Genomic DNA, 13153 nt, shown 5'->3' on the forward strand with positions numbered 1-13153 from the left:
GATGGCTCAGCTTTCTTTAAAACATATTCAAAAAATTTATGATAACCAGGTCCATGTGGTTAAAGATTTCAACCTCGAAATTGCCGACAAGGAGTTTATTGTCTTTGTCGGACCGTCGGGTTGTGGCAAATCGACAACCTTACGCATGATCGCCGGGCTGGAAGAGATCAGTGCCGGCGAACTGATCATCGATGGCGTCTGCATGAACGACGTGCCTGCGAAGTCGCGCGATATTGCCATGGTGTTTCAGAACTACGCCCTCTATCCACATATGACGGTCTACGACAACATGGCGTTTGGCCTGAAGATGCAAAAAATCGCCCCTGCCGTGATTGAAGAGCGGGTGAACTGGGCGGCGCAAATTCTGGGACTGCGTGACTATCTGAAGCGTAAACCCGGCGCCTTGTCCGGTGGTCAGCGTCAGCGCGTGGCGCTTGGCAGAGCGATTGTGCGTGAGGCAGGGGTTTTTTTGATGGATGAACCGCTGTCGAACCTGGATGCGAAGCTGCGCGTACAGATGCGGGCAGAGATCAGCAAGCTTCATCAGAAGCTGAACACCACGATGATCTACGTGACGCACGATCAAACGGAAGCCATGACCATGGCGACCCGAATTGTCATTCTGAAGGATGGCATTATTCAGCAGGTCGGTGCACCGAAGCAGGTGTATAACGAGCCAGCCAACATGTTTGTCGCAGGATTCATCGGCTCGCCCGCCATGAACTTTATCCGCGGCGCGATTGATGGCGAACACTTTGTCACTGAAACCTTACGTCTTCATATCCCCGAAGAGAAGCGCGCGATGCTCAATGCGGCAGGCTACCAGCGCAAGGCGGTCGTTTTTGGTATCAGACCTGAAGATATTCTCACCTCAGCAACAGAGACGGACGTTCCCGCAAAAATCAGCGTGGCAGAACTGACCGGAGCCGAATTTATGCTTTACGTCAGCGTTGGGGGGCATGAGCTGGTGGTCCGCGCGGGCGCCACCAGCGACTATTTCGCCGGTGACAATATCGCGATCGATTTCGATATGCATAAATCTCATTTCTTTGATGCGGTCACAGAGGAGGCCATTAAGTAAGAGAAAGCGTACCCGGAAATATCTATTTCCGGTTTTTTTTATTTTATTATAAAGGAATATATTAATGAGTACTCTACTAAGAAGTGCTGCACTATTATTATGTGCAGGGGTTACCTGTGCCAATGGTGCTGAAAATGATAAGCAGTGGAAATTCAACGTCGGTGCTATGTACGAAATCGAAAACGTAGAAGGCCAGGGTGAAGATAAAGACGGTTTATATGAACCCTCCGTCTGGTTTAATGCCACATGGGACGCCTGGACGATTGCCGTTGCGATGTATCAGGAAGGGCCGGTTGATTATAGCAGCATGACCCGCGGGACCTATTTTGATCGTCCTGAATTTGAACTGCGTTATCGTTTTACCGACAGCGATGATTTCACCTTTGGGCTAACGGGTGGTTTCCGTAATTATGGCTATCACTTTAAAGATGAGCATGGCGCGAAAGACGGTAGCGCAAATATGCAGCGTTATAAAGTGCAGCCTGACTGGGATATTAAGCTTAACGATGACTGGCGTTTTAGCGGTTGGTTTGCGATGTACCAGTTCGCCAACGATTTGTCGAAAACGGGGTATTCTGACAGCCGTGTAGAAACCGAAACGGGCTTTACCTGGACGATTAATGAAACCGTCTCGCTTAAAACAAATTATTATTTAGAGCGTGGTTTCAATATGGACAGTTCGCGCGATAATGGCGAATTTTCGACGCAAGAGATCCGTGCTTATGTCCCCGTTTCGTTAGGGAATACCACGCTGACGCCGTACACTCGTCTGGGGCTGGATCGCTGGTCAAACTGGGACTGGCAGGACGATCCTGACCGTGAAGGCCATGATTTCAATCGTCTGGGTCTGCTGTATGCCTATGATTTTACGAATGGTCTCTCAATGACGCTGGAATATGCCTATGAATGGCAAAACCATGATGAGGGTAGCGACGATCGATTCCATTACGCTGGCGTGGGTGTGAATTACGCTTTCTGATGGGTGTGAGCCAGGGGCGCAACGCCCCTGGTTTCAGCGAAGCGATGGCGTTAACGACAGATGCGTTTCAACGATGACGCGCTGGGGCACTGCATTCCCGGCTATGCGTTTAAAGAGTAAATCACAGCTCTCTTCTCCTAATTTACGCGTCGGGATATCAAAGCCTCCGGGCGCGGGCGTCAGAATGAGTGACAGCATAGGATCGCTATAACCTGCAACGGCGATCTGTTCCGGTATCTTCAGGTTCAATGCTTCCGCCGCACGATACAGACCGAGCAGCTTCATACTGTCCGTAGCAAAAACGGCCTCTGGGGGATTATTGCCGGAAAGCAACTGGCTGGCAGCGGCAAGGGCTGACTCATGGGTGTATCCGCCGTCAATGATCCAGTCAGGCTGAATCGCAATACCGTGTTTCTTCAGGCTGGCTTTATATCCGGCAAGGCGATCGACAGAAACGTGATAATCAAGGGGTGCATGCAGGCAGGCAATTTTACGATGACCGTTTTTAATAAACGCATCGGTGAGTGCCAGACTGTCGCTAAAGTTATCGGTGTCCACCGAATAAATATTCCTGAAATCGCCGGCGACTTTACCAATGACCACCACCGGAATACCATATTCATCCAGCCTCGGGAAAAAGGCTTCATTGGCTGGCGAACTCAGCATGATAATTCCCTTTACCATCTTTTGTTTTATTTTATTTTCGCACTTGAGGAGATCGTCTTCGCTGCTTTTGGACGTTTGTAAAATGACGTCAAAACTCTCTTCTTCCGCTTTGGCCGTTATTGCGTGAAGGACGTCGGAGAAAAAGGGATTGCCAGCGGTAGTTTTTGTCGAACGGGTGGAAATAACCATGATCGCGTCGAAACCGGAAGAGGTCAGGGCGCGGGCGAGCTTGTTCGGCTGATAGTTTAATTCATCGATCGCCTTCTGAACTTTTTCCCTGGCTTCCGGAGAAATATTGGTTTGCTTATTCAGAACCCGGGACACGGTCGATTTCGAAACACCAGCAACGCGTGCAATATCATAAATGGTGGGTGACATACACCTTACAAGCTCCATCATAACGGCATCAATGGCTATCTTACTGGAGAAAAAACGGCAATAGCAATAAATATGAATTGATAATCAACGATCTGCCCCAATTTATTGTATTCTGAAGCGGACGATTACGGTCCTCTGGGCAATGAAGGATGGCGATGAAGCGACTGAAAAATGAACTGAATGCGCTGGTTAATCGCGGTGTTGACCGACATCTGCGACTCGCGGTGACGGGCCTGAGCCGCAGTGGTAAAACAGCCTTTATCACGGCGATGGTGAATCAACTGCTCAACCTGCATGCCGGGGCACGTCTACCCCTGTTGAGCGCCGTACGCGAGGAGCGCCTGTTAGGCGTGAAGCGGGTGCCGCAGCGGGATTTTGGTATTCCGCGCTTTACCTATGACGAGGGGCTGGCGCAACTGTACGGCACGCCGCCCATCTGGCCGACCCCGACGCGGGGCGTCAGTGAGATTCGCCTTGCATTGCGTTTTCGTTCTAATGAATCGCTTGTGCGTCATTTTAAAGATACATCCACTCTCTATCTGGAAATCGTCGATTATCCAGGCGAATGGCTGCTGGATTTGCCGATGCTGGCGCAAGACTATCTCAGCTGGTCTCGTCAGATGACCGGGCTATTGCAGGGCCAGCGCGCGGAGTGGTCCGCAAAATGGCGAGCATTGTGTGCGGGCCTCGACCCGCTGGCACCTGCCGACGAGAATCGTCTGGCGGCCATTGCTGAAGCCTGGACGGACTATCTTCATCAGTGTAAACAGCAGGGCCTGCACTTTATCCAGCCGGGGCGTTTCGTCTTGCCGGGTGATATGGCTGGCGCACCTGCACTGCAATTCTTCCCGTGGCCGGACGTCGACGCGGTGGGGGAATCCAAACTGGCGCAAGCAGATAAACATACCAATGCCGGCATGCTTCGCGAGCGTTTTAATTACTACTGTGAAAAAGTGGTTAAAGGCTTCTATAAAAACCATTTCTTACGCTTTGACCGCCAGATCGTGCTGGTTGATTGTCTGCAGCCGCTCAATAGCGGGCCGCAGGCCTTCAATGACATGCGTCTGGCGCTCACCCAGCTTATGCAAAGCTTCCATTATGGACAGCGCACGCTCTTTCGCCGTCTCTTTTCGCCGGTGATCGATAAACTGCTTTTTGCCGCGACCAAAGCGGACCATGTTACGGTCGATCAGCATGCAAATATGGTCTCTTTGCTACAACAGCTGGTGCAGGATGCCTGGCAAAATGCCGCCTTTGAAGGGATTGATATGGATTGCCTGGGGCTGGCTTCTGTGCAGGCGACGCAGAGCGGCCTGATCGACGTGAAGGGTGAAAAAATTCCCGCGCTTCGCGGGCATCGCCTGAGCGATGGTCAGCCTTTAACGGTCTATCCGGGTGAGGTTCCGGCGCGTCTGCCCGGGCCGGCATTCTGGCAAAATCAGGGATTCCAGTTTGAAGCGTTTCGCCCGCAGGCGATGCCTGTTGACCAGCCGCTGCCGCATATTCGCCTGGATGCCGCGCTGGAGTTTTTGATTGGAGATAAATTGCGATGACGGAACCTTTAAAGCCGCGAATTGATTTTACCGGGACGCTGGAACAAGAACGTACCGAAGCGTTCAAAACCGCACAGGCGTTTAATGGACCCGAAGCGGAAAACTTTGCCCCCGCGCTGACGGAGACGCTACTTCCGGAAGAGGGTGCCGCGGAAGCGGTTGTCGACGCCGCACTTCGACCAAAGCGCAGCCTGTGGCGAAAAATGGTCACGGCGGGTCTGGCGCTGTTCGGCGTCAGCGTCGTCGGGCAGGGCGTCCAGTGGACCCTGAATGCCTGGCAGACCCAGGACTGGGTCGCGCTGGGGGGATGTGCTGCCGGGGCGCTGATTGTCGGGGCAGGGGTCGGTTCGGTGGCGACAGAGTGGCGTCGTTTATGGAAGCTGCGCCAGCGGGCGCACGAGCGTGACGAAGCGCGCGATTTGCTGCACAGCCACGCCGCCGGGAAGGGGCGGGCATTTTGTGAAAAGCTGGCCGCTCAGGCCGGCCTCGATCAGTCACATCCCGCGCTTCAGCGCTGGTATGCGGCGATTCATGAAACGCAAAACGATCGCGAGATTGTCACGCTTTACGCCCATATCGTGCAGCCGGTTCTGGATACACAGGCGCGTCGGGAAATAAGCCGCTCGGCGGCGGAATCGACGCTGATGATCGCCGTGAGTCCCCTGGCGCTGGTCGATATGGCCTTTATTGCCTGGCGCAACCTGCGTCTCATCAACCGCATCGCCAGGATTTACGGGATTGAACTGGGATACTACAGCCGCCTGCGCTTGTTCCGACTGGTGCTGCTGAATATGGCCTTTGCTGGTGCGAGCGAACTGGTGCGGGAAGTTGGCATGGACTGGATGTCGCAGGATCTTGCCGCACGTTTATCGACACGCGCTGCACAGGGGATTGGGGCGGGCTTATTAACGGCGCGACTGGGCATTAAGTCCATGGAGCTGTGCCGTCCACTACCCTGGATTGACGGCGACAAACCGCGTCTGGGTGCTTTCCGTCGCGAGTTAATTGGCCAGTTAAAAGAGAGTCTCAACAAAAAGCCGCAGTAAACCGCTCAATTATCGCGCTCGCTGTCAATATTTGTTGACAGCGAGCTTCCAGACAGCCGATATCTGACATATCATTTTAGGGTCATTGGCTTATAGGGTGAATTTCCCATGCGTCTGGAAGTCTTTTGTGAAGACCGTCTCGGTCTGACCCGCGAGTTACTCGATCTGCTTGTTTTACGTAGCATTGACCTACGTGGCATTGAGATCGATCCTGTCGGGCGAATTTACCTCAATTTTGCCGAAATTGAATTCAATACCTTCAGTAGCCTGATGGCGGAAATCCGCCGTATCGCAGGCGTTACAGACGTGCGCACCATTCCGTGGATGCCTTCTGAGCGTGAGCATCTGGCACTGAGCGCGCTTCTTGAAGCCATGCCGGAGCCGTTTTTGTCTCTGGATCTCAAAAGCAAAGTCGAACGCGTCAACCCGGCAAGCTGTCAGCTGTTTGCCCAAAGTCAGGAAAAGCTGAGTAATCACACCGCGTCGCAGCTGATTCCGGGATTCAACTTCCAGCGCTGGCTGGAGAGTAATCCACAAGGAACACTGAGCGAGCATGTGGTCATCAACGGGCAAAATTTCCTGATGGAAATTACCCCGGTTCATTTGCCCGGTGAGAACGCCACTCGCGTGCTGACAGGGGCGGTGATTATGCTTCGTTCTACCGTGCGTATGGGACGACAGCTACAGAATATCTCCAGCCAGGACTCAGGCGCGTTTAGCCAAATCATTGCCGTCAGCCCCAAAATGCGTCATGTCGTTGACCAGGCGCGTAAGCTTGCCAATCTGACCGCGCCGCTGCTGATCACCGGCGATACCGGCACAGGCAAAGATCTGCTGGCCCACGCCGTTCATGCGGCCAGCCCTCGTGCCGCTAAACCCTATCTGGCACTGAACTGCGCCTCCATTCCGGAAGATGCCGTTGAGAGTGAACTTTTTGGTCACGCACCGGAAGGCAAAAAAGGGTTCTTCGAGCAGGCAAACGGTGGCTCCGTGCTGCTGGATGAAATTGGAGAAATGTCGCCACGTATGCAGGCTAAGCTGCTTCGCTTCCTGAATGACGGCACGTTCCGTCGGGTGGGCGAGGATCACGAGGTGCATGTCGACGTTCGCGTGATTTGTGCGACGCAAAAAAACCTGGTCGAACTGGTGCAAAAAGGGGTGTTCCGGGAAGATCTCTACTATCGTCTTAACGTTCTCACCCTGAATATTCCGCCGCTGCGCGACTGTCCGCAAGACATCATGCCGCTGACCGAACTCTTTGTCGCGCGCTTTGCCGACGAACAGGGCGTGCCACGGCCGAAGCTTTCCGCAGATTTGGGCACAATGCTGACGCGTTATGGCTGGCCTGGCAATATTCGCCAGCTGAAGAATGCTATCTACCGCGCGCTCTCGCAGCTTGAGGGCTACGAATTACGGCCTCAGGACGTGCTGTTACCGGATTACGATGCGGGGAGCGTATCGGTGGGGGAAGAGGCGATGGAAGGGTCGCTGGATGATATCACCAGTCGTTTCGAGCGGTCTGTGCTGACCCAGCTTTATCGCAATTACCCCAGCACGCGTAAACTGGCGAAACGCCTCGGCGTATCGCATACCGCGATAGCGAATAAATTGCGTGAGTATGGATTAAATCAGAAGAAAAGCGACGAGTAAGCGGTGAATCTGGCGCAACGTTAACGTTGCGCCGTTTGTCGAAGGGCTGAAAACTTAGGCCTTCAGGACTTCAAGTGCCGCGTTGTAATCGGGCTCGGTAGTGATTTCGTTAACCAGTTCGCTGAAGATTACCGTGTCGTTTTCATCGATCACCAGTACAGCACGCGCTGCCAGACCTTTCAGCGCGCCTTCGGAAATGCCCACGCCGTAGTTTTCGAGGAAGTCCGTGCTACGCAAAGTAGACAGGGTAATCACGTTGCTCAGGCCCTCTGCCCCGCAGAAACGAGACTGGGCAAACGGCAGGTCAGCAGAAATGCACAGCACAACGGTGTTGTCCATTTCGGTGGCCAACTGATTGAATTTACGCACGGACGCGGCGCAGACGCCGGTGTCAATGCTCGGGAAAATGTTCAGCACTTTACGCTTACCAGCAAACTGGGCCAGCGTAACGTCTGACAGATCTTTTGCCACCAGCGTAAAGGCCTGTGCTTTGCTGCCTGCCTGCGGGATAGCGCCTGCAACAGAAACCGGGTTACCCTGGAAATGTACGATTTGTGACATAGATATCTACCTGTTTACATATAGTTAACGTTGAAGCTAGTGTATGACAACAGTTGATCGCACAGCAAACCAATTTTTCAGACTTGTTGGCAGCGGAGGAAGGCTTGATGAGAGCGGTAAAAGTTTACGAAGAAGCCTGGCCATTGCACAGTCCATTTGTGATCTCCCGGGGGGCCCGCAGTGAAGCCTGTGTCGTGGTAGTGGAGATAGACGATGACGGCGTCAAAGGCGTGGGAGAGTGTACGCCGTATCCGCGATACGGTGAGAGCATTGCTTCGGTGATGGCGCAAATTATGACCGTGGTGCCTCTGCTGGAAAAGGGGCTGACGCGCGAGGCGCTCCAGAATGCGTTACCTGCCGGCGCCGCACGTAACGCGGTCGATTGCGCGCTGTGGTCTTTAGAAGCACAACGCCATCGCTACGCGCCCGGCACGGCGTATGGGCATCTCCTTCCGCAAACTGTCGTAACGGCGCAGACGGTCGTGATTGGTGAACCCTCACAAATGGCGAACAGCGCAAAAGCGCTGTGTGAAGCGGGGGCCACCTTGCTGAAGGTCAAACTGGACGACCATCTGATTACTGAGCGGATGGTGGCAATACGTGATGCGGCCCCTCATGCAACGATTATTGTCGATGCCAATGAGTCCTGGCATAGTGAAGGGCTGGCGGCACGCTGTCAGCTACTGGCAGATTTAAACGTTGCCATGCTGGAACAGCCTCTGCCGGCGGATGACGATGCCGCGCTGGAGAATTTTATCCACCCGTTGCCGGTCTGTGCAGATGAAAGTTGCCATACGCGAGAGAGCCTGGCGAGCCTGAAAGGGCGCTATGAGATGGTTAACATCAAGCTTGATAAGACCGGCGGATTAACCGAGGCGCTGGCGCTGGCAAGCGAGGCGAAGGCGCAGGGTTTTGCCCTGATGCTGGGCTGCATGCTCTGTACGTCAAGAGCGATCGGCGCGGCATTGCCTCTGGTGGGTATGGTCAGCTACGCCGATCTCGACGGACCAACATGGCTGGCGGTGGATGTGTCGCCAGCCCTGCATTTTACCACCGGGACGCTACACCTTTAGGGCTGCCAGCGGAGCAGTCCGGTCATGGCTTTAAGGTATTTCTCGCTCGCTTCATCGGAGGAGACGGGCGGGAATTCTGCCGTGATACAGTGCAAGCCCAGGTCGGCACACCAGCTGCCAAAGGATCCTGGCGTCTCGTATCCTACGCTTGTCACCAGCGGCAGGGAGAACGCTTCGGACAACCATTGGCCTAACGGCGTATGGCGCGGATCTTCAATACAGGCCAGCGGGTCATGGAAGGACACCACCCACGCAGGCTGCACTTTATGAATAAGCGCGCACAGTCCTTGCGTTTCGGGTTCTGAACCGGGAGTGTCACCCGTTAACAGGACCACGTCCCGCTCATCGGCGGCGCTGTTCCAGCGATAGACGGTTTCACCTGCGCGCCAGTTCGCGGCCGGGAAGTTGCGATTAAGATCGACGCCGCGGGCATTTGCCCGTAATCCCAGCTGACAGCCATCCGGATTCACGGTGAGTATGACATGATGACGGCGTAATTCCGGCGCCAGCGTTCGCAAGGCACAGGAGAGCGTCACGATGGACGAGTTTTCATCACCGTGTGTGCCCGCAATAATTAAGCCGCTATGCCGATCGGCCTGGGGAGCCGGAAACCATATCAGCGGGGCGCCTAAGAAGGAACGACCATAATGTTCAGTGCCTGGCGGGAAAGCGCCACGCTCCGTTCTGGGACGGGTCAGCGACATACCTATTCCTGATAAAGAGACGATTTACTGGCAGTGTTGTGCAAAATTCGCCGTTAATCAAATAGTTTCACTCTTCGCGAATAATTGTCAGATATCAACTTTCCAGGCTAAGAAATTTGCATTTCGCTATTATGAAACAAATAATTACGCATCGTTCGCTACCCATCATTTTAAAGGGGTTCTCATGAAGCATCCTGTTTCGCTGCTCTGTTCTGCACTCTGGCTGTGTGGACTTTCTTCATTCACTTTTGCTGCTGACGTTCCTGCGGGTACCGTACTGGCAGATAAACAGGAACTGGTCCGTCATATCAAAGATGAACCTGCGTCGCTGGACCCGGCTAAGGCGGTGGGTTTACCCGAAATTCAGGTGATTCGCGATCTCTTTGAAGGGCTGGTGAACCAGAACGAAAAGGGCGATTTAGTCCCGGGCGTTGCGACCCAGTGGCAGAGCAGCGATAACCGTAGCTGGACATTCACGCTGCGCGACAATGCAAAGTGGTCCGACGGTACACCCGTTACGGCGCAAGATTTTGTCTACAGCTGGCAGCGTCTGGTTGACCCTAAAACCACGTCGCCGTTCGCCTGGTTTGCCGCGCTCGCAGGGATCACCAATGCACAAAGTATCATCGACGGCAAGGCCGCGCCGGATTCGCTGGGCGTGTCGGCGGTGGATGCCAGAACCCTGCGCGTCCAGCTGGATAAGCCGCTGCCGTGGTTTGCCAATCTGACCGCCAGTTTTGCTTTTTATCCGGTGCAGAAAGCCAATGTCGAAAGTGGTAAAGAGTGGACCCGCCCTGGCGCATTGATCGGGAATGGGGCCTATATCCTGAAAGACCGCGTGGTCAATGAAAAACTGGTTGTCGTGCCCAACACACACTACTGGGATAACGCCAAAACCGTGCTGAAAAAAGTCACTTTTATCCCTATCAATCAGGAATCGTCGGCTACGAAACGCTATCTGGCTGATGATATCGACATTACTGAATCATTCCCGAAAAATCTGTATAAGAAACTCCTCAAGGATATCCCTGGGCAAGTTTATACTCCTCCGCAACTGGGGACCTACTACTACGCCTTTAACACCCAGAAGGGGCCGACCGCCGATTCCCGCGTGCGCCTGGCGCTGAGCATGACCATCGATCGTCGTCTGATGGCGGAAAAAGTGCTGGGCACCGGTGAGAAACCCGCGTGGCACTTTACCCCAGATGTCACGGCAGGCTTTACGCCAGAGAAATCGCAGCTCGAAGAGATGTCTCAGGCGGAACTTAACGCCCAGGCGAAAACCTTATTACAGGCGGCAGGGTATGGGCCGCAGAAGCCACTTAAACTCACCTTGCTGTACAACACCTCCGAAAATCACCAGAAAATTGCGATTGCCGTGGCGTCGATGTGGAAGAAAAATCTCGGCGTGGACGTCAAATTACAAAATCAGGAGTGGAAGACCTATATCGACAGCCGAAACACCGGCAACTTCGATGTTATCCGTGCTTCCTGGGTAGGGGATTACAACGAACCTTCAACCTTCCTGTCACTGCTGACCTCTACGCACAGCGGAAATATTTCCCGCTTTAACGATCCGGCTTACGATAAGATCATCAGCCAGGCCGCGATGGAAAACACCAGTGAAGCCCGTAATGCGGATTACAACGCCGCCGAGAAGGTGCTGGCAGAAAAAGCGCCAATCGCGCCAATTTACCAGTATACCAATGGCCGATTAATTAAACCCTGGGTCAAAGGGTATCCAATCAATAACGCGGAAGATGTGGCTTACAGCCGGACGATGTATATCGAAAAGCATTAAGCCAGACAGGAAAAAAGCCCGTCAGAGCACGGGCAAAATCATTCAGTATGGATTGATTCGTTATCCTCTTAACAGAGGGTAACGCGGCAATCTTACGGAAGGGACTACCCGGTGAAAAGCTGACAAATCCGGTAGGTGAGAAAGCGGACTGAATGTGCGTCAGGGCGCGCTGATGGACGGGTAAAGGCTGTTTTCAAGATAACCCACCAGCAGCCAAATCTGATCGCTGAATATGAACCACAGACCAAAACTAATCACGCACAAAATAATTAAGATGAGTATTGCTTCCGTTTTTCCCATTGCAGAATGCTACCCACCCGATCGTTGATATTCAGGCGGGCATTGTAACCCAGGCTTTATTCATTACGCCAGTTTCAGGCCGCGAGCACTTTATTGCGACCATCGCCTTTCGCACGATAAAGCGCATCGTCAACGCGTTTGAAGAGATCGTCAATATTTTCATCGGCATTATGCCGTGCGACCCCGATGCTGACCGTAAAGCGGGGAAGGCCCGGAAGGGTTATTCTGGCAACGGCGGCACGGATATTTTCTGCTAACTGCATGGCGGTATCAAGCGTAGTGCGCGGCAGCAGAATCACGAATTCCTCCCCACCCCAACGGAAGACAAAGTCCTCTTTTCGGCTGCACTGTTCGAGCGTGCGCGCCAGCGAGATAAGCACTTCGTCGCCCTTGAGGTGACCGAACACGTCGTTGATATTTTTAAAATGGTCCGTATCCACAAGCAACAAACTGAACTGCTGTTGAGCAGGAAGCTGTGCCGGATTCGTCTGTTCGGTAATCAGGTAAAACTGCCGACGGTTAAGCAGTCCCGTCATGGCGTCACGAAGGGCCGCATGCTCCAGTTCCCTCTCCAGTCTTTTCTGTTCGGTAATGTCATGAATGATGCAAAGCATCAGCTTCTCACCATAAATTTCAATAGGACCGGCGTACGTTTGCACGTGACGGGTGGAACCATCAGCAAGCCGATGGACGAAGTTAAGTGGTTTGTGTCCTCCGGGAAGACGGGCGATTTCGGTCATCATGGGCAGAATATTGCGCCCCAGCGTATTGATTTCCCAGGTATGTTTACTGCACATATCTTCGGCCGAGTAGCCATAAAAGTTCAGCGCAGCGAGATTGGCATCGACAATCTGCCCGTCGCGGCCCGGATCGATTAACAGCATAGGGGCGGAGCTGGTCAGAAAGAAACGCGCAAAAAAGCCCTGTTTCTTTCGCTGGTAGGTAGCGGAACGACTGGCTTTTAGGCCGGCTGTCGCCTGGCTGGCGATGCCTTCAAATACAATGACATCCCCGAAACCCTCATAATGGGTGAGGGCAAGGCGGCAGCAGAGCGTGGCTTCCCGATCCTGACGGAAAACCGTCCAGATTTCGACGATATCCATTTTCGATTTGAGGTCCGGGACATACATGTTCAGAAGCGTTTGCGCACTGGCGGAGTAGAGACCATTGCGCATCTCGTAAAGCGTTTTCGATTGCATGAGGTCTTTCGCCGCCGTGTTGGCGAAAAGAAGATGCTCTGAAGCTGGAGAGACCAGCCAGACAGGTGTCGAGATTAAATTCAGCGCGGCGAAGTTATCTTGCGGCATAGATTTTTCTCAATCATTGGCACCGTTGCATTGGTCATAGCGTAATAAATACGT

The 13153-nt window shown here is 53.5% G+C and carries 12 protein-coding genes; 7 read left to right on the forward strand and 5 right to left on the reverse strand.

All coding sequences use genetic code 11. From position 1 onward, the window contains the following. The first annotated feature begins 1 nt into the window (after position 1). Both LZP96_RS11010 and LZP96_RS11015 read left to right on the forward strand, forming a co-directional pair. The gene (locus tag LZP96_RS11010; protein WP_064326273.1) at positions 2–1081 is read left to right on the forward strand and encodes an ABC transporter ATP-binding protein; all 1080 of its coding nucleotides are present in this window, start codon (positions 2–4) and stop codon (positions 1079–1081) included. A 64-nt stretch (positions 1082–1145) separates the two neighbouring features. Then, positions 1146–2060, forward strand: coding sequence for an OmpG family monomeric porin (locus tag LZP96_RS11015; protein WP_064326272.1), 915 nt, complete (start codon positions 1146–1148; stop codon positions 2058–2060). 33 nt (positions 2061–2093) lie between these two features. Here LZP96_RS11015 and LZP96_RS11020 read toward each other — a convergent pair whose 3' ends face one another. Then, positions 2094–3104, reverse strand: a complete 1011-nt coding sequence (locus LZP96_RS11020) for a LacI family DNA-binding transcriptional regulator (RefSeq protein WP_064326271.1) — start codon at positions 3102–3104, stop codon at positions 2094–2096. A 155-nt stretch (positions 3105–3259) separates the two neighbouring features. On the opposite strand from LZP96_RS11020, the gene LZP96_RS11025 reads away from it, so the two are divergent. From LZP96_RS11025 to tyrR, 3 genes are all read left to right on the forward strand, one after another. Then, positions 3260–4657: a YcjX family GTP-binding protein gene (locus tag LZP96_RS11025; RefSeq protein WP_064326270.1), complete on the forward strand. Its 1398-nt coding sequence runs from the start codon at positions 3260–3262 to the stop codon at positions 4655–4657. Further along, entirely contained in the window at positions 4654–5703 is a 1050-nt protein-coding gene (locus tag LZP96_RS11030; RefSeq protein WP_258926001.1) for a YcjF family protein, read from the forward strand. Before LZP96_RS11025 ends, LZP96_RS11030 begins: the two co-directional genes overlap by 4 nt. A gap of 108 nt (positions 5704–5811) precedes the next feature. Further along, the gene (gene tyrR, locus LZP96_RS11035; protein WP_064326268.1) at positions 5812–7353 is read left to right on the forward strand and encodes a transcriptional regulator TyrR; all 1542 of its coding nucleotides are present in this window, start codon (positions 5812–5814) and stop codon (positions 7351–7353) included. A gap of 54 nt (positions 7354–7407) precedes the next feature. Here the strand turns inward: tyrR and tpx are convergent, their stop codons facing one another. Next, positions 7408–7914 (reverse strand): thiol peroxidase, encoded by a 507-nt coding sequence (gene tpx, locus LZP96_RS11040; RefSeq protein ID WP_064326267.1) that lies wholly within the window; start codon positions 7912–7914, stop codon positions 7408–7410. 107 nt (positions 7915–8021) lie between these two features. Here tpx and ycjG point away from each other — a divergent pair, with 107 nt between their 5' ends. Continuing rightward, complete coding sequence (gene ycjG, locus LZP96_RS11045) at positions 8022–8987, forward strand: L-Ala-D/L-Glu epimerase (RefSeq protein WP_258926002.1); 966 nt, start codon at positions 8022–8024, stop codon at positions 8985–8987. Here ycjG and mpaA read toward each other — a convergent pair. Further along, complete coding sequence (gene mpaA, locus LZP96_RS11050) at positions 8984–9691, reverse strand: murein tripeptide amidase MpaA (protein WP_258926003.1); 708 nt, start codon at positions 9689–9691, stop codon at positions 8984–8986. The two genes, ycjG and mpaA, sit on opposite strands and share 4 nt — an antisense overlap. Positions 9692–9875: 184 nt before the next feature. On the opposite strand from mpaA, the gene LZP96_RS11055 reads away from it, so the two are divergent. After that, complete coding sequence (locus LZP96_RS11055; RefSeq protein WP_258926005.1) at positions 9876–11492, forward strand: peptide ABC transporter substrate-binding protein; 1617 nt, start codon at positions 9876–9878, stop codon at positions 11490–11492. Between the two features lie 159 nt (positions 11493–11651). On the opposite strand, the gene LZP96_RS11060 is transcribed toward LZP96_RS11055, so the two are convergent. Further along, complete coding sequence (locus tag LZP96_RS11060; RefSeq protein ID WP_064326263.1) at positions 11652–11792, reverse strand: Ecr family regulatory small membrane protein; 141 nt, start codon at positions 11790–11792, stop codon at positions 11652–11654. A 74-nt stretch (positions 11793–11866) separates the two neighbouring features. After that, positions 11867–13099 (reverse strand): GGDEF domain-containing protein, encoded by a 1233-nt coding sequence (locus LZP96_RS11065; protein ID WP_258926006.1) that lies wholly within the window; start codon positions 13097–13099, stop codon positions 11867–11869. Between the last annotated feature and the right edge of the window lie 54 nt (positions 13100–13153).

It is taken from the genome of Huaxiibacter chinensis (assembly GCF_022171985.1).
GTDB classification, from domain to species: domain Bacteria; phylum Pseudomonadota; class Gammaproteobacteria; order Enterobacterales; family Enterobacteriaceae; genus Enterobacter; species Enterobacter chinensis_A.